The 18221-nt window shown below is 35.3% G+C and carries 14 protein-coding genes; 6 read left to right on the forward strand and 8 right to left on the reverse strand.

From position 1 onward, the window contains the following. Window positions 1-188: 188 nt before the first annotated feature. Both CD147_RS01305 and gltB read right to left on the reverse strand, forming a co-directional pair. Window positions 189-1652, reverse strand: a complete 1464-nt coding sequence (locus tag CD147_RS01305) for a glutamate synthase subunit beta (protein ID WP_103165650.1) — start codon at window positions 1650-1652, stop codon at window positions 189-191. 18 nt (window positions 1653-1670) lie between these two features. Further along, entirely contained in the window at window positions 1671-6191 is a 4521-nt protein-coding gene (gene gltB / locus CD147_RS01310) for a glutamate synthase large subunit (RefSeq protein WP_103165651.1), read from the reverse strand. Between the two features lie 161 nt (window positions 6192-6352). Here gltB and gltC point away from each other — a divergent pair, with 161 nt between their 5' ends. From gltC to CD147_RS01325, 3 genes are all read left to right on the forward strand, one after another. Next, on the forward strand, window positions 6353-7240 hold the full coding sequence (gltC, locus tag CD147_RS01315) for a glutamate biosynthesis transcriptional regulator GltC (protein ID WP_174694346.1): 888 nt from the start codon (window positions 6353-6355) through the stop codon (window positions 7238-7240). A gap of 135 nt (window positions 7241-7375) precedes the next feature. Next, entirely contained in the window at window positions 7376-8497 is a 1122-nt protein-coding gene (locus CD147_RS01320) for a YibE/F family protein (protein WP_103165653.1), read from the forward strand. Continuing rightward, on the forward strand, window positions 8494-9297 hold the full coding sequence (locus tag CD147_RS01325; RefSeq protein WP_103165654.1) for a YibE/F family protein: 804 nt from the start codon (window positions 8494-8496) through the stop codon (window positions 9295-9297). The genes CD147_RS01320 and CD147_RS01325 overlap by 4 nt, the downstream gene beginning before the upstream one ends. A 385-nt stretch (window positions 9298-9682) precedes the next feature. On the opposite strand, the gene CD147_RS01330 is transcribed toward CD147_RS01325, so the two are convergent. Beyond that, window positions 9683-10075, reverse strand: a complete 393-nt coding sequence (locus tag CD147_RS01330) for an NUDIX hydrolase (protein WP_103165655.1) — start codon at window positions 10073-10075, stop codon at window positions 9683-9685. A gap of 325 nt (window positions 10076-10400) precedes the next feature. Here CD147_RS01330 and CD147_RS01335 point away from each other — a divergent pair, with 325 nt between their 5' ends. After that, on the forward strand, window positions 10401-10679 hold the full coding sequence (locus tag CD147_RS01335) for a hypothetical protein (protein ID WP_103165656.1): 279 nt from the start codon (window positions 10401-10403) through the stop codon (window positions 10677-10679). An 82-nt stretch (window positions 10680-10761) separates the two neighbouring features. Here CD147_RS01335 and CD147_RS01340 read toward each other — a convergent pair whose 3' ends face one another. From CD147_RS01340 to CD147_RS01350, 3 genes are all read right to left on the reverse strand, one after another. Then, window positions 10762-11571, reverse strand: coding sequence for a LysM peptidoglycan-binding domain-containing protein (locus CD147_RS01340; RefSeq protein ID WP_103165657.1), 810 nt, complete (start codon window positions 11569-11571; stop codon window positions 10762-10764). A gap of 399 nt (window positions 11572-11970) precedes the next feature. Next, window positions 11971-13119: a bifunctional cystathionine gamma-lyase/homocysteine desulfhydrase gene (locus CD147_RS01345; RefSeq protein ID WP_103165658.1), complete on the reverse strand. Its 1149-nt coding sequence runs from the start codon at window positions 13117-13119 to the stop codon at window positions 11971-11973. Between the two features lie 5 nt (window positions 13120-13124). Next, window positions 13125-14021 (reverse strand): PLP-dependent cysteine synthase family protein, encoded by an 897-nt coding sequence (locus CD147_RS01350; RefSeq protein WP_103165659.1) that lies wholly within the window; start codon window positions 14019-14021, stop codon window positions 13125-13127. Window positions 14022-14301: 280 nt separating this feature from the next. Between CD147_RS01350 and CD147_RS01355 the strand changes: the two genes are divergently transcribed. Both CD147_RS01355 and CD147_RS01360 read left to right on the forward strand, forming a co-directional pair. Beyond that, complete coding sequence (locus CD147_RS01355) at window positions 14302-14832, forward strand: pentapeptide repeat-containing protein (protein ID WP_103165660.1); 531 nt, start codon at window positions 14302-14304, stop codon at window positions 14830-14832. 175 nt (window positions 14833-15007) lie between these two features. Then, the gene (locus CD147_RS01360) at window positions 15008-15547 is read left to right on the forward strand and encodes a hypothetical protein (RefSeq protein WP_103165661.1); all 540 of its coding nucleotides are present in this window, start codon (window positions 15008-15010) and stop codon (window positions 15545-15547) included. Between the two features lie 90 nt (window positions 15548-15637). Here the strand turns inward: CD147_RS01360 and CD147_RS01365 are convergent, their stop codons facing one another. Both CD147_RS01365 and CD147_RS01370 read right to left on the reverse strand, forming a co-directional pair. After that, window positions 15638-16966 (reverse strand): sodium-dependent transporter, encoded by a 1329-nt coding sequence (locus tag CD147_RS01365; RefSeq protein ID WP_103165662.1) that lies wholly within the window; start codon window positions 16964-16966, stop codon window positions 15638-15640. A gap of 214 nt (window positions 16967-17180) precedes the next feature. Further along, window positions 17181-17912: an alpha/beta hydrolase gene (locus CD147_RS01370; protein ID WP_103165663.1), complete on the reverse strand. Its 732-nt coding sequence runs from the start codon at window positions 17910-17912 to the stop codon at window positions 17181-17183. Window positions 17913-18221: the final 309 nt, after the last annotated feature.

Consider the following 18221-nt stretch of genomic DNA (forward strand, 5'->3'; position numbering starts at 1 on the left):
GAAGAGGGATTCGAACCCCCGCGGCCCGTTAAGGCCCTGTCGGTTTTCAAGACCGATCCCTTCAGCCGGACTTGGGTATTCCTCCAATAAACACAATAACTATCATACAGTTTTATCCATTGGAAGTCAACCTTTTTATTTTATAAATTATACAATTTTTTTATCATCTTAGCTCTTTAAAATCTATTTTATACTAAGATTCGTTGTTTTAAGTACTTATCCACTGATTGAGCCACGGCACGTCCCTCTTTAATAGCCCAAACCACTAAGCTTTGACCTCTACGTGCATCCCCTGCCGCGAAAATCTTCTCTTGGTTGGTACGGTAATCCGTATCGTTTGCAACAATCTTATTTTGTTTTGTCATCACATCAAATGCTTTTGGAAGTATTGAGTCCACACCTTCGAAACCAATTGATAAAAGTACTAAATCCGCTGGCCAATGTCTTTCAGTATCATCCATTACGACCTTACCATCTGATGTTTCTTCTAATATTTGAGTGTAGAGGCCACGAATATTGCCGACAGAATCGACATCATAACGCATGGTTTGTACACCATAAGCGCGTGGCTCTCTACCAAAGCGTGTTTGGTATTCTTTATGTGCATAATCCATCTTGAAGGCAGGTAACGCTAAAGGCCAGGAAGTATTACTTTTAAAGGTATTTGCTTCAAGTGGTCTACTATTTTTATCAAATTGTACGATAGATTTACAATTTTCACGTAAAGCCATAGCCACACAATCTGCGCCGGTATCCCCTGTGCCAATCACAATAACGTTTTTATCTTTCGCTGTAATCGTTGGTTTATCAATTTCACCATTTAGCAATTGCGTTTGTTCAGTAAGATAGTCCATCGCAAAATGTATACCCTGGCCAATACGTCCTTCTAATGGTAAATCTCTTGCTTTTTCGGCACCTGTACACAAAATGATGGCATCATATCGTTGTTCGAGTTCTTCTCGTGAGATGTCCACCCCGATGTTAATACCCGTTTTAAATACTATGCCCGCCTCTGTCATCAACTGAATCCGACGACGAACTACAGCTTTGTCTAGTTTCATATTAGGTATACCATACATTAGCAAACCACCAGGTTCTGCCGCTTTTTCAAATACCGTTACCTGGTAACCCTTAAAATTTAATTCGTCAGCCGCTGCAAGTCCAGATGGACCGCTTCCAACAATAGCCACTGATTGTTTTAAACGTTTAGCCGGTTTCTTTGGTTTAACCCATTCATTATTAAATGCTTCATCAATAATTGTCCGTTCAATCCCTTTAATCGCTACTGCTTCGCGATTAATCTTCATTACACATGAATTTTCACATGGTGCTGGACATACGCGTCCTGTAAAGTCTGGAAAATTATTAGTCTCACTTAATCGGTAGTAAGCCTCTTTAAAGTCTTGATGATAAACTAAGTCATTCCATTCAGGAATGTAGTTGCCTAATGGACAGCCAATAGTTTCCCTTTCAAAAGGAAGCCCTGTCTGACAAAATGGCGTACCACAGTCCATGCATCTTGCACCTTGTACTGAAGCATCTTCACGTGAAAAACATTGTTGAAACGCTTTATGGTGCTGTATACGTTCAACTAATGATAGTTCGGATAGTGTTTGTCTCTCATATTTCATAAACCCTTTAAATTCGCCCATTACAGTGTACTCCTTCCTTTAGTATATAACTGCTGGCTGTAAGTCTTGATCAATTGACGTACGTTCATCATAAAAAGCTGCCAGTTTCGCTTCATCTAACTGAGGCAAACGACGATGTTGTAATTCGATTTTTTGCATCATTAATTCATAATCTTTTGGTATAACCTTTACTACACTATTTTCTACATCTCCAAAGCGATTTAAAATAGCTTTAGCTTTCGTACTTTGTGTATAGCGATAGTGTGCTTCTAACATGCTTTTAAGCAATTCTTTTTCTTCTTTATGACTTACTTTCTTAAACGCTAGTGTCGGCAATGTATTAATACGTTTAAATTGTTTAATATCACTTGGGAAAATGTAACAAACTCCGCCACTCATACCTTGACCAAAGTTCTTACCTACATCTCCTAGTATTATCACGTGTCCCCCTGTCATATATTCCAGACCATGATCCCCAATACCTTCAACAACAACATCGACACCACTATTACGGATACAGAAACGTTCTCCAGCTTTACCATTAATGTAGGCTTTGCCTCGTGAAGCACCATAGAAGCATACATTTCCTACGATAATGTCGTTCTCTCGTGGTGAATTTGGTGCTTTGACAACTACTGTACCTCCTGAAAGTCCTTTTCCAACGTAATCATTCGCATCCCCAGTATGATGAATGAATAGACCTGTCGGCGCAAAGCCTGCTAAACTTTGACCAGCATGCCCTGACGTATGAGCAGTAATAGTTTGTGGTGGCAATCCTTTGCTACCATGCTGTTGCGTAATATAACTACCTGTAATGACTCCAACATCCCGTTGCTCATTATTAATCACATAACTTTTTTCAAATTTTCGTCCATCTTCAATACTTTGTTTAGCATCTTTAAATAAATAATTTAAATCGAAACCACTGTCTAAGTGATGATTTTGACTGATTTCTTTAGTATTCGGTCCTTCAATTTGATGTAATAGCTTCTCAATACCGAGTGATGCCGCTTTTGAGTTAGGATTAATTTGACTCTCACGTTGTAATAAATCTGTCCGACCTACTAACTCTTTAACAGTCTTTAAGCCAAGTGAAGCAAGTATTTCTCTTAATTCTTCAGCTATAAAGTGCATAAAGTTAACGACATGCTCTGCTTTCCCTTTGAACAGTGCTCTAAGGTCTTTATTTTGCGTAGCCACCCCTACTGGACATGTATCGTTATGACACACTCTCATCATAATGCAACCTAATACTACAAGTGGTGCAGTCGCAAATCCAAATTCTTCTGCTCCTAGTGCGCACGCTAGAGCAACATCTTTACCTGTCAGTAACTTACCATCAGTCTCTAAACGTACGCGACTGCGTAAGCCATTTAATTTTAAAGTCTGATGCGTTTCAGCTAAACCGAGCTCCCACGGTAAACCAGCATGTTGAATACTTGTCTTAGGTGAAGCTCCAGTACCTCCGTCATAACCACTAACTACAATTTTATCGGCAAAGGCTTTAGCTACCCCTGAAGCAATAGTACCTATACCGGTCTTAGAAACTAATTTCACTGCAATATCTGCATCTTTATTTGCATTCTTTAAATCATGAATTAACTGCGCTAAATCTTCAATTGAATAAATATCATGATGCGGTGGTGGTGAAATCAACCCAATACCTGGTGTTGAACCGCGTGTTTCGGCAATCCAAGGATACACTTTTGTACCTGGTAGTTGTCCCCCTTCACCAGGTTTCGCGCCTTGGGCCACCTTAATCTGAAGTTCACGTGCATGTTGTAAATAATCACTTGTTACCCCAAATCGCCCAGAAGCTACTTGTTTAATACCACTTGCTAGTGAGCTACCGTCTGGTTGAATCTCATAACGTTTAGGATTCTCTCCACCTTCACCACTATTACTTTTTCCACCTAATCGATTCATCGCCTGAGCAAGTGTTTGATGTGCTTCTTCTGAAATAGAACCATAACTCATTGCGCCGGTATTAAACCTTTTGACGATGGAGTCAATCGATTCCACTTCGCTAACATCAATTGATTGTTGTACCTTAAATTCTAATAAGTCACGTAAATGATCCGTTCTATGGTTATGAACTGCATTAGTAAAAGCTTTAAATTGTTGATAGTCATTTTCTCGACAAGCATGTTGTAATAAATGAATAGTAGTTGGATTAAATACATGGTGTTGCCCTTGTTGACGCCACTGGAATGTACTACCTGATTCTAAATATTGTGCTTGTTTATTTTGACGATCTTTATTTTCACTATCAATTTGTTGAATGTTAAGGCCCGACAACTTAGATTGTGTACCTGTAAAATACTTATCGATAACGCTTTGCGATAGACCTACCGCTTCGAATATTTGAGCCCCTTGATAACTTTGCACTGTCGAAATACCCATTTTCGCCATAACTTTAATTACACCTTCAGACAGTACATCGGTGTACGTTTTAACATTATCGGCAATGATACCTTTAAGTCGGCCGCTATCAGTTAAATGTGCAATAGTGTGTTGTGCTAGGTATGGAATAACCGCATTGGCGCCATAACCGAGTAAACAAGCGACATGGTGTACTTCACGCGTTTCACCTGATAAAGCAATTAAACTTGTCTTCATACGTAAATCTTCTTTAATTAATAATTGATGGATATGACTAATAGCTAATAACATAGGCATGGCGTAGCGTGGTTTCTCTACATCTCCAATAGCCATATTAGTTATAAGACTGCTATCATCAAGTACTAAAATAGTATAGCCTTCACGTGTTGCTTGAATTGCTTCAGCGCCTATGCGTTCTAATGCTATTTCTAAATCTTCATGATAAATAGTAGATAAATGTTTCACGTTAAACTGACTATGCTTAATCTTATCTAGTTGTGTAAGTGTTAAAACAGGCTTTGATAGTTGGATACGGTTTAACACTGATGGGTCAGGTCGTAATAAATTACCTTCGCCACCTAAATAAGATAATTCACTTGTTACAATCTTTTCTCGATATGCATCAATAGGTGGATTCGTTACTTGTGCAAATAATTGTTTAAAATAATTAAATAACGATTCCGGGCGCTCATTTAACACGGCAAGTGGCGCATCATAGCCCATCGCTCCAATAGGATCCTTTTTACCTACTACTAAATCAGTCATATATTTATTGATATCTTCTTTGGTATAACCAAACTGTTGTTGTAATTTAAAGAGTTGTTGTGATGCTAATAAAGATTGATTATATATAGTTTGATCTAATCTCAAATCAATTTTATAGTCTTCAAGCCACTGTTGGTATGGATGGCGATGCGCTATACGGGATTTTAGCTCATTATTTTCGATAACCTTGTGCGATTTGAAGTCGACTAATAATAATTTCCCTGGATTTAACTGTCCTTTAAAAGCAATATTATCTTCTGATACATCCACGACCCCTACTTCAGAAGAAAAAACAATAAAGTTGTCTTTAGTAATAGTATAGCGTCCAGGACGTAAGCCGTTACGGTCTGTTAGCGCACCAATTTTATCCCCATTACAGAACGAAATCATTGTTGGCCCATCCCAAGGCTCAATTAAATAACTATAAAATTCATAAAATGCACGGATGTGCGCATCATTAGATTTGTTATATAGCCATGGTTCTGGCATAAGTAACATAGCCGCTTCTTCAGGTTCCATGGCTAAAGATAAGAATTCCAAAGCATTATCGGCGATAGCTGAGTCACTACCATCTTCATCTACAATTTGTTGAATCTTGTAATGCTCATCACCAAATAAAGTTTTAATTAATTGACGTTGACGTGCACGCATCCAATTTACATTGCCTTTAATAGTATTTATTTCGCCGTTATGCATTAATAAACGGTTAGGATGCGCACGTTTCCAACTTGGAAATGTATTAGTACTAAATCTTGAGTGTACGAGTCCCAACTTCGATTGATAAAGCGGATTATTTAGGTCTAAATACAATTTTTTAATTTGATCTGAGCGTAACCAACCTTTATAAACGATAGTCTTATGCGACAAACTTGTGAAGTATAGTTCTAAATCTTGAGTTTCTGCATAATATTCGATTTGTTTTCTAGCTAAAAATAATTGTTTTACAGGTGTTGGATGCGATGCTAAATCTATAAAAACTTGTTGAATATACGGCATTGTTGCTACTACATGTGGTGCAATCGCTTGTGTATCAACCGGCACATCCCTATAGCCAATGACCTTTAAACCTTCATCTTCAAAATAGCGATTAAATTGCACTTCATGGCGTGAACCGCCAATCTTCTCCTTAGAGAAAAAAAGACCTACAGCATAGTCTCCTTCATTAGGTAAGTTAAGATTGACATGTTGTGCGAAGAAGCTAAATGGAATTTCCGTCATAATACCAGCGCCATCGCCAGTTATTCCATCGGCACCAACCCCGCCTCGATGGTCTAATCTTCGTAACATTTCTAACGACTTTTCTATAATATCGTGAGATCTTAAATTATCCATATTGGCGTAGAATCCAATACCACATGCATCATGTTCCTCACGGTAGTCATATAGTCCTCTTTTTAATTCTTCATCAAACATGATGCCCACTCCTTTTAAGAATTTTCAGAAAATTTACTATTAATAATAATTAATATAATGTAAAATAACTATCTGAACAATATATTAAATAGATGAGACTGTTCTAATAATTAGAAGGTTTATAGCATACAAGAATCTACACACAGTTCGGAGGAATTAGTTTGGAAATAAAACAGCTAAAATATTTCGTTGAAGTAGCTCGTCGAGAACATCTTTCGGAGGCGGCATTAGAATTAAATATTGCGCAATCAGCTATAAGTAGACAAATTACATTGTTAGAACAAGAACTGCAAGTTACTTTATTCAATAGACAAGGAAGGAATATCTATTTAACCTCACAAGGTAAGGCATTATTAAATCAGGCTACCCAAATTTTAGAACAATTAGACGAGACGGTAGCCCTTTTTCAGCAACAAAATCTTGAAAATGCACGTATAATTAATATTGGATTTGAAGAAAGTTATGCTTCGTACATGATGATGGCAGTAATTCAAACGTTTGAACGTGACTATGATAGCAAAATTATCCCTTCGCTAATGACAACCTCAGCTATTATAGATGCCTTACACACTGGGTTAATTGACACGGGTCTAGTCGAGTTAACGCCTGAATTACAACGCAACCCTAACTTGTCTTTAAAACCATTATTCGAAGAAACATATCATATTTATGTTCCTAAGGATGATACCATGGCTTTAACAGTCCAACCACCTTTGGTACAATTTGCAGAACAACGATTATATACTTTAAAACCATTGGCAAGCAGTATAGAGCGCCGTTTAAACAGTGTACTTAAGACGCCTGTTCGCACCTTAGGAACAGAAACGCTAGCGCACTATCTTATTCAGCAACAACGAGGCTATGTGATAGCACCAGACTATCTTTCTCTTTCCGATATAAATCATCAATTACACGATATTTCATTAGCCCATACAGAACTCAAACGCTCATTTGCGATTGTTGCTAATAAAGATAATAAAAAAGCAGATATTCTTAATTTTATAAATTTAATACAACAGCTACTCAGTAAAGTCACAACATATCATTAATTATTATCATTAAAATAATCGATTGTTACGTTCTTGAGGCTACATAGTTACTGTTTGAATCATCGTAACTAGAAGCGTATAATCATTCTGTCATAATAAGGGGAGAAATTAAAAAGTAAATGAGGGTTAGTATTCATGAATAAAAAGAGACACGCGCTTTTACACTATAGTGTTATGAATTGGCTCATCGCGATTATTGCAGTGATAATGATAGGATCATTCATTTTTACTTTTTTTAATGCGTCTTTTTATAATACTCCTATAGGTAAGGTGACTCATGTAGAAACAAGTAAAGCACATAAAATAACAGATGAACATCATAATTCTGATTTAAAATATAAACAACGTTTAACTTTAAATATACTCAATGGTAAGTTTAAAAATCAAAGTACTACGCTAACTAATACATATGTTCAATCTCAAGCAGATTCTGAACGCTTTAATACTAATGATAAGGTACTCTTGCACATTCAACATAGTCCGAAAGACGCTACAATTTTAGAAAAAAAACGTGATAGCCTGACTGTGGCTATCGTCGGTATATTTATTATGGTCCTACTATTTGTAGGTCGGAATGTAGGGCTTCAATCTATCCTATCTCTAGTATTCAATACCGCTACCGTTATTACAGCAATCGCCATCCACAATCATCATCCCTCAATAAATTTGTTTTTATTGATGAGTGGAGGTATCGTTATTTCTACGATAGTCACTCTATTATTAGTCACGGGGCTTCATATAAGAACGTGGATTACAGCGATAAGTACCTTGATTGGGACGTTTCTATGTATAGGTATTACTCAGCTTATTATAGTGCTTACTGGTGGATCGGGTATTAAATACGAAACAATGAGTTTCTTAACTTTACCACCTAAAGAAGTCTTTTTAGCTTCGGTACTAATTGGTTCATTAGGCGCAGTCATGGATGTAGCAATTACAATATCTAGTGGTATGTATGAAATATTACAACGAACGCCTAATATCTCTATCTCACGTTGGGCACTTGCTGGACGTAATATCGGCCAAGATATTATGGGTACGATGACTAATATCTTACTTTTTTCATATCTATCAGGCAGTTTAGCGATGTTTTTAATTTACTTGAAAAACGCTAATACCTTTACCTATACTATTTCGATGAATTGGTCTTTAGAAATTGCACGAGCCTTAACGGGGGGTATTGGTATCGTACTGACTATGCCGGTAACAATAGGTTTAATGGTGCTATGGCTTAAATGGAAGGGTGTGACACGATGAACTCAATCGTTTTGTTAGCACTAATATTATTAATTTTAATGCTTATTTTTGGTGGGAAAAAGGGGTTAATCTCATATTTAACGCTCTTTTTAAATTTTATTATCCTAATTATTAGTATTGTATTTATTATGTTAGGTACACCCATCTACCTCGTGTCATTTATCTTTTGTATAGTTATCGCGGCATGTAATTTATTTATCTTAAATAGTTATAATATCAAGACTAAAGCCGCCTTCATTGGCACAATAACAACGACAATTATTTTAATCTTAGTTATTTATTTATCAGTAAATATTGGTCACTTACAAGGATTTGCGACTGAACAACAAGATGAAACGTATATTTTTTCAATGAATATAGGTATCAATATGGTACAATTCTCAATTTTTACTATTATTTTAGCAGTCATTGCTGCCGTTATTGATTTAACGATTACAATTAGTTCACCAATGTATGAATTGAGTGAAACAAATCCTCAATTATCGCGTACAGAGTTGTTTCATTCTGGCATGAGAGTAGGTAGAGAAATCTTGGCCACATCAGCTAATACGATTTATTTAGCTTATTTTGGCGGGCAATTAACCTTATTCTTTTGGTTCTTTCAACTGCATTATTCGTTTGGTCATATTATCAATTCCAAGATTTTCGCACAAGAATTCGTTTCTATTCTGTTAGGTGGTATTGCAGTAGCTATCAGTATTCCAATCACTGCCTGGATTACTGCCATATTAATTAAAAATCCTAAGTTTAACCAACAAAATATTAATAATACTGACCCTTCTTCTGAAAATGAAGCATAGTATAAAAAGAGAGCGTCGACAGAAAACTAAGGCTATTCAAAGGTTTCTATCGATGCTCTTCACTTTTTACAATTTTATGATGAAACCTACCGTCCATTCTACTGTTGAAGCTTCGTTTATCAGGCGTAGAGACTAAGACGTTCATAACTTGTGTGCTAGAGGCTGAGCCATTAATAAAAAAATGGTTTAGCCTTTAGTTATGGCAGTAGTTGTCTGAAATAAAGATGTGTTCGAGCCTCACTTTCTTCATTTCTAGTCAACCTTGCCGGGGTGGGACGACGAAATCTTTGAAATTACATTAGATTTCTGTCCCACTCCCTAGATTTCTGTCTCACTCCCTAGATTTCTGTTCCACTCCCGAACCTCACATATCATTATAAATTTTTTACTGTGGATTTTTAGAAAATGTTTCAATCCATTTTACTACAGCTGGTGCTATTAAAGCGGTGTCGTTCTTATCAAACCAACGTATATCTGTAATTTCATGATCAATTTTCACATTATCCCAATCAATTTGTTTATTTATTGTAAAACCATTAAGTTCGGTTAAAGTATCTGGTTGTGGGTAAGCATCTCCTACTACTGTACCTATATATGTAAAATCTTGGAGTGAAAATTCTAATTGCAATTCTTCTTTAATTTCTCTTTGAATCGCTTCTAATTGCGTTTCCCCTTCATCAATCTTTCCACCTGGAAAATAATATTTCTCCCTATTGCGTACTTGCACTAATAAAATTTGATCTTCTCTTTCTTCAACTAAACACACGCACTTAATCACATCTATCGCCCTTTCCTTTTTAAATATTATGACTTCAAAAAAATAACTTAATTTAGTATGATGTTAACATATATTATTAGAAGAAAACTAAATCTAATTCTATTTTAGTGAACTACTATAAAATTGAAATTAGGATTAGGACAAAGCTATTTAGATTGTAGATAGAATTAATGAGACCGAGACATTGATGGTTTATGCTTTAGGAAAGTGATGGACAGTGTCTCAACCTCGTTGTAGTTCTTGCTTCAAAAGGACCATTTATCGGTGTCTTAATAGAAAGATATACAATGTCCTAGTCCATTAAATTGTTCGGAGGGTTTTATTCATGGCAAAAAAATCAGGATTAGCACGTTTTTCAAGTTTAGTAAGTACTGCCGGATTTATCGTTGATGGCTATAATGGTATTAAATTTGATGCTAAAAATAAAAACTTAGTATATTTATCATTAGGCTTAAGCGCAGTAGGTACGATTATCGACTTTGTAGTCTCAATGAAATCACCACGTAAATTCCGTAAACTAGCAGCGTTTACTTCATTTATTATTAATGTCACACGCTTAGCTTCAAGCTTTAGAAAAGTTAAAGAAGACTATAACTTCCAATAAAAATTTACTAGAAAATCAATTCTAAAATAATAGGCATACAAAGAGGACTTTAATTGAAATCTCTTTGTATGCCTATTTTATACTAATGAATAAATTTATAATTTCGTAATTGATATGACGAAATTGTACGATATGTTGTAATTCCTGGTCCTGCGCTAAAGTTCATTTCTGAAACTAAAATACTACCATTACTATTGATTCTTTCTACAAAAGCAACATGCCCATAGTATCCTGCATCTGATTGGGCAATAGCCCCAACTTCTGGACGGTAATCTACTCGATATCCATCGCTCAAAGCCGCGTCATCCCAGTTATTTGCGTTCCACCAATATGTGCTAATACCTCTGCCAACAGCTAAACGACGATTAAACACATGCCATGTACATTGGCCCCAATCATATAAATTACTATGACTAAACTTAGGTGAATTATAATAACTTGATGTTTGGGTTGTCGTTGGTCTAGGTGTAGAAACGCTCGCTGTGCCTGAGACTTTTAATTTTTGTCCTGGATAAATCAGGAAATTATTTAGTCCATTTAAATTCATAATGTGACGGTATGTAGTGCCATAACGGCTAGCGATCGAAGACAAACTATCTCCATATTTTACTGTATATGTATTACTCGAACCACTGTAAGATGATTGATTTGATGATCTAGATGGACTAGATGAATGAGACACCTTCAATACTTGATTTGGGAAAATAAGATTCGATGATAAGCCATTTAAAGATTTTAATTGAGATACTGTGATACCATATTTATGCGAAATAGACCATAATGATTCTCCACTTCGAACTGTGTGTGTTGTTGATGCTTCAGCTTGATGTGCAAATAGTACGCTACATGCACCTGTCCCTACAATTGCTGTCGCAAGAAGTTTTTTCTTCATACAAAGCGCCTCCTTAAGCGTATAGTTGTTTTGGTTAACTCACCATTTTAATCGTGTTGTATTAGACACTTATCATAATTATTTGTGTTCCGTCCGATCAAGTTTCCTACTTATATAAAATTAATATATTTCTTTATGATATTCCATTTCAATTTGATTACATATTTATGAAGTTTTAATGTACTAATTATAAAATTGAAACTATATAAATTAACGCATAATTCAGAATTCAATATAATATAACCTACTCTTAAATATAAAAAAGAGGCGAGACAGAAATCTAATTTAACTCCAAAGATTTCATCGTCTCGCCCCGACAAGGTTGGAACCCCATTTATAGGTTTCCTAAATCACAAATTATTAATATCTTCACTTCTCTTAATAATAAAATCTAATTTATTATTTGTTTAATGAATCGATTGCTTGTTTTAAATCTTCAACTAAATCATCCGTATCTTCAATACCGATAGATAGACGTACTAAGCCGTCAGTTATACCTTCTTTAGCACGTACATCTGGTGGAATAGACGCATGAGTCATTAAGGCAGGTACTGAAATTAAACTTTCCACTGCACCTAAACTTTCAGCTAAAGTGAAGTAATGTGTTTTATGAATCAATTGTTTTGCCGCTTCTGTATCTTTTACTTCAAAAGCAATAACACCCGTATGTCCACTAGCTTGAGCTGCGTGAATATCATGGTTTAAGTGTTCTTTAATCATCGGATGGAAGACTTGTTGTACGGCAGGATGGCTTTGTAACATCTCAACAATACCTTCCACATTACGGTTAATTTGTTCCATACGTAATCCTAGTGTTTTAATACCACGCACTAATAAATAGCTATCTTGAGGCCCAAGTACCCCACCAGTTGAATTAGAAATGAACGCTAATCGTTCGCCTAACTCATCATCAGCTGTCGCAACTAAGCCGGCTACCACGTCGCTATGACCACCTAAATATTTCGTAGCTGAATGTAATACGATATCAATACCAAAATCTAATGGGTTTTGGTAATAAGGTGTCATAAATGTATTATCTACAACAGAAATTAAGTTATGTTCTTTTGCAATTTCTGCTGTACGTTTAATATCAGTTACGCGTAATAGTGGATTTGAAGGTGTTTCCACATATAACATTTTAGTTTCTGGTTTGATGTAAGATTTAACTTCTTCAATGTGTGTTGTATCAACGAAATCTACATCGATGCCATAACGTGTAAAGACTTTTGTTAATGCACGATAAGTCCCACCGTAGACGTCAGAATTTAAAATAAGATGATCACCTTTATCTAATAACATAATAACAGCACTAATTGCAGCCATACCAGAACCAAAGGCAAAGCCATGTTTACCATTCTCTAAGTTAGCAATGACACTTTCTACTGAGGTACGTGTTGGATTAGCAGTACGAGAATATTCATACCCTTGACGTAAATCACCGATATCGTCTTGTAAATAAGTACTAGTTTGATAAATTGGCGTTGTTACTGCACCTGTAAAGTCATCCGTAGTATGTCCACCGTGAATCATTTGCGTTTTTTTCTTCATTATAATTATTCTCCTTTGTAGTCAAAGATTTGTTTAGACATATAGCGATCGCTACCGTCTGGGAAAATGGTTACAATAATACCTTTATCGATGCGTTTTTTAATTTCTAAAGCACCTTGTAAAGCTGCACCTGAGGAGCTTCCTACAAGTAAACCCTCTTGTTGCGCTAAGCGTTTTACATTTTCAAAACCGAGCTTGTCACTTACAGTAATAATATCATCCACTAATGATTTATCTAAAAATACCGGCCATTTCTCAGAGCCAATACCTTCTATATCATGAGCGTGTGCTTCACCACCATTGAGCACTGAGCCTTCTGGTTCCACGATAATATTCTTAACGTTAAATGATCGTAAATGTTGCGCCACACCAGTAAACGTACCACCTGAGCCCGCTCCAGCCACGAAATAATCGATGTGTGGCAAAGCATCGGTCAATTGTTTACCTAACGTATGCGTATAAGCAGCCGGGTTATGTGTCGTTTCAAATTGATTCATATATACAGCATCATTTGCTTCGGCATAAGCACTCGCTTCTTGTTGCGCACCTATCATGCCCTTATCTTTCGCTGTACGTTTAATCTTAGCACCTAATGCGCGCATAATCGAAATCTTTTCTTGTGAGAATCCTTCAGGCGCAAAAATCACACAATTTAAATTATACCGATTAGCTGCAATTGCTAATCCAATACCTGTATTACCAGCAGTCGCCTCTACAATCGTGTCACCGACTTGTACACGGCCCTCTTCTAAAGCAATTTCTACTAAATACTTACCTAAACGATCTTTTACACTTCCACCTGGATTAAATTGTTCTAACTTAGCGTAAATTCGAACATTTTCATCACTAAAGCTTTCTAACAATACAAGTGGCGTCTGTCCTATTAAGTCATATGCAATCATAATTTATCATTCAGTACGCTCCCTTTCGCCTGAATATAACCCACTTTCTGTATATAATATTCATTTCCTCATAAATCCATACTTAAACACTATGGATTATACGCTATCCGGTTTATGATTGCAAAATGCTAAACCTTACATTTTTCGTAAAAATTTTAGTAAATAAGGAGCAACTTAATAACTATCGTTTACCTTAGCGCTCGTGTTACCATAATAATGATGACTATGCGAGAAATGGGCAATGACTGTTCATAAACAACACTATAAAGGAGTATATATAATGACCTCAAAGGCAGATTTATCGTTATCCGTTTTTACGAACGAGCAATATAAAAACTTAAACTACAGTAATAGTAACTTTAGAAATGCGATGTATGATGAATTAGAAGTAAATAAAGGTCGCTTTAAAAACTGTAACTTCTCTGAAGGTATCTTCAAGAATGTAAATGCAATCTCTAATTCTAAATTTATTGGTTGTGATTTTAATAGCAGTATCTTTGTAAACATTAATTTCTTTAAGACCTTAATAAGCAAAGTAGACTTTAGTGTGACTACATTTGATGATAGCCAATTTAACGCTTTAACAATTGAACATAGTTACTTTAAAGATTGTAGTTTACGTAACGTGACGTTTAAAGACGTGGTGTTTAAGAAAGTTATTTTTGAAAATGTAGCATTAGATTTATGTCATTTAGATGGTATAAAAATTAAGGACTGTACATTTAAGAATGTTTCAATTAATAACTCTTCAATTCCTGAAAAAGTAATGAAAGAGTTACATAAACACGATGTAAGATTTGAGAACATGTAATATTGCATAAAAACTGTCGCCTAGTTATATAGCTAGGACGACAGTTTTTTTGTGCGAAAATTATAATTGAATTATCATTGTCATCGCTTAGTGGCTCGCTTAATACTGTTTTGAAATGTTTTAAATAATAAATTTAAAGGAATAAAAAGTAAAGTATGTATAAGGGGGAAACGCAATGTCTACACATGAAAATCATCATTATGAAGAATTTGAAGCGAGTAATATTAAAAAAGACGATTTAATGGATATTGATGAATTGAAACAATTAGTCGGAAAATTCGACGATAACAATGAAGATGAAGAATTAAAACAAAGTATTAATACTGAAATTGGTAAATGGAAAGAATATATTAGAGACCAATTCAAACCGGAAGATCCTGCAGAAAAATCTAGACTTTCAAATATTGCCGATAAAGTGCACGGAGACGTTAACGTCGCGTTTGAATATAATGAAGGCGATAAAATATATGACTTTTTAGAAGCTTCTTACCAACGAAGTAAAGAAGATTTAGTGTATGGTCGTACATTAATTTTATATTCAGAAAGTGAAATGATTAAACAATCGCTTACTTTCTTTGACTCTACAGAAGAAAACCATAAATTAGCTACGTTCATCAACGCTAAAAATATAGAAATCGGTAAAGAAATTATGTCAGAAGACTATATCGAATTATTAGAAACTGAACGTGATTATTTAAACGCCCTTTTCAAATAAAAAGAGAATTGACTATAAAAAGTGGAAGCTAACGCATTGAAGTAGGATAAAATATTCCCACAATGCACTTTAGCTTCCACTTTATTTTTATTAAAATAGTTGAACGACAAACACTAGTATAATCACTGCCGGCATGATGAATTTAATTAAAAAGTACCATGGCGCAAATAATTTAAATTTATCCTTACCAAAACTTTCTTTCAGAGCTTCTTTATCTAACAATTGACCCACTACTAATGTAGTACCTAATGCACCTAATGGCATGAGTATGTTAGAAACCACGAAATCCATATTATCAAAAATTGTACCAGCTCCAAATGTAATGCCACTTAAACTACTGAACGACAATGTCGCTGGAATACTGATAATAAAGACTAATACACTAGCGATTAACGCAATCGGCTTACGTTTCGTGTTATCGTTTTTCGTAAAGTTAGAAACGTTAAGCTCTAATAGCGAAATTGATGACGTTAAAGCCGCAAATAAGAAGAGTATCAAGAATATAAAATAGAAGACATTACCGAAGCCCATTTGGCTAAATACTAAAGGTAAGACTTTAAACAATAAGCCAGGGCCTTCTTGCGGTTCATATCCAAATGACTGTAATGCTGGAAAAATAGCTAATCCAGCTAATACTGATACTAAAATATTCATAATGACAATTGAAATAGCGGATGATTTAATTGTCATCTCTTTAGGGGCGTAACTTGCATACGTAATCATCCCTGTTGTTCCTAATGAGAGTGTAAAGAATGATTGACCTAATGCGAATAATACACCTTTCATTGAAATATCTTCTAATCTAGGTTGTAAAATATAGCGCACGCCGTCTAGCGCACCGTCTAAAGATAAAGATTTAATAACTACGATAATTAAAAAAACAAATAATAGAGGCATCATTACTTTTGAAGCTTTCTCTAACCCCTTCTCAACACCTAACATTACAATAATCATTGTTAAAAAGATAAAGATACCTTGTCCTAAAACAGTTAACCAAGGATTGCTAATAATTGCTTCAAAGTTAATACTTGTCAATGAAGCTTCCTCAATTGATAATATTTGTAAAATAACATTTCCAAGATAAATAATAATCCATCCACCGATAACACTATAAAAACCAAATAAAATAAATACGGCTAAATTCCCGTTCCATCCAATAATATTCAGCCACTTTTTACCTGTTAGCTTACTATATATTTTAGTAGTATAAGTTCGTCCCATCTTACCTACTGTAAATTCCATAATTAATAGCGGTAATCCTATAAATATTGTAAATAATAAGAATAAAAGTAAGAATGCGCCGCCTCCGTAAATGCCAGCCATATATGGGAACTTCCACATTGCGCCTAGTCCTATCGCTGAACCAGCACTCGCCAAAATAAATCCTGTCGACGTCTTCCATTCAGATTGGCTACTCATTAAATTCACTCCCTTTAACGCGTTAAAGCGTTTATGCAATTAAGTACTACTTTATCATGTCTTAGTCTAAAGTGCAATATGTGTAAAAATTCATCTTAAGAGATATAAATAGCTAACTTGGGATGTATAAAATGTGTGTTCATTTATGCTTATTGCCAAATAAAAACAGGTCTGAACTATTAATTTATATGCTTAGACCTGTTTAGTATTTTAATTATTTTGAATTGAAAAACTCAACAATTTCTTGTTCAACATTGTCACTACCCTCGCCATATGTCATAAGGTGTTTACTTAACGGATGACTTGATAGTTCCTTATCATTACTATTAATATGCTCAAAAATGTAATGCGCACTTTCTTGGTATGAGGCTTCATCTTTTTCCCCATATAAGATTCTAGCAGATGTACGAATATCTTCTAAATGTGACGTAATATTTGAAATAAAGTGTTTAAACTTAGTAATACTAGAACGATAATCATCAATCATACTTAGTTGTCTATGCGCTTCAGCTTCATCTAAATTGAGCAATTGGTTCATACGTTGACCATAACGTTCCATTCGCCATACAATACCCGCTTCGTCCTTTTCACTTGGTGCAGACATGACCGCTATTTTCGCAACTTCGACTGTTTCTGCTAATTTTAAAGTGAATAGTCCACCTAATGAGACGCCAGTGGCATATATCGTTTTATAGCCCTCATTTTTTAAAAATTCATACCCAGCTAAGACATCGTCCCACCAGTCATCAACGTTAAATTGAACAAATTGATCTAATGGCAAACCGTGCCCTCTATAATTAGGGGCGTAACACGTATAGCCTTGATTATTAAGGACAATAGCTAATGGTTTAATATCACGAATTGTCCCTGTGAACGAATGTAGTAATAAAACCGCTTCGTCACGTGTGCCTGTAAGATGAATTGGATGTGGCGATTTGACTTTCATTGAGTATCTCTCCCTTTTCAAACAATAATTTTTTTATACTGCCAACCGTCTTAAATATTGAAAATTAATCTACCCACTCGTTATATTCTTTGTGAATACGCTGGGCGAGTGAAAGGCTTTGGCGACAACCCATATTTCCCACTTTAATAATGTTCTCTGGGTTTTAAATATTATTACCAACTTCTGCTTCACTCTCACTATCCGTCTTGTCCATGTTCACATCATTCTCTAGTCATCCGGCCAACACGCCAGCTTGCCAAGCAATGCCAGTAATGCCGCCACCTAACACTAATGTAGGCTCTTCTATCA

The organism is Staphylococcus devriesei (assembly GCF_002902625.1).
Classification (GTDB): Bacteria; Bacillota; Bacilli; order Staphylococcales; family Staphylococcaceae; genus Staphylococcus; species Staphylococcus devriesei.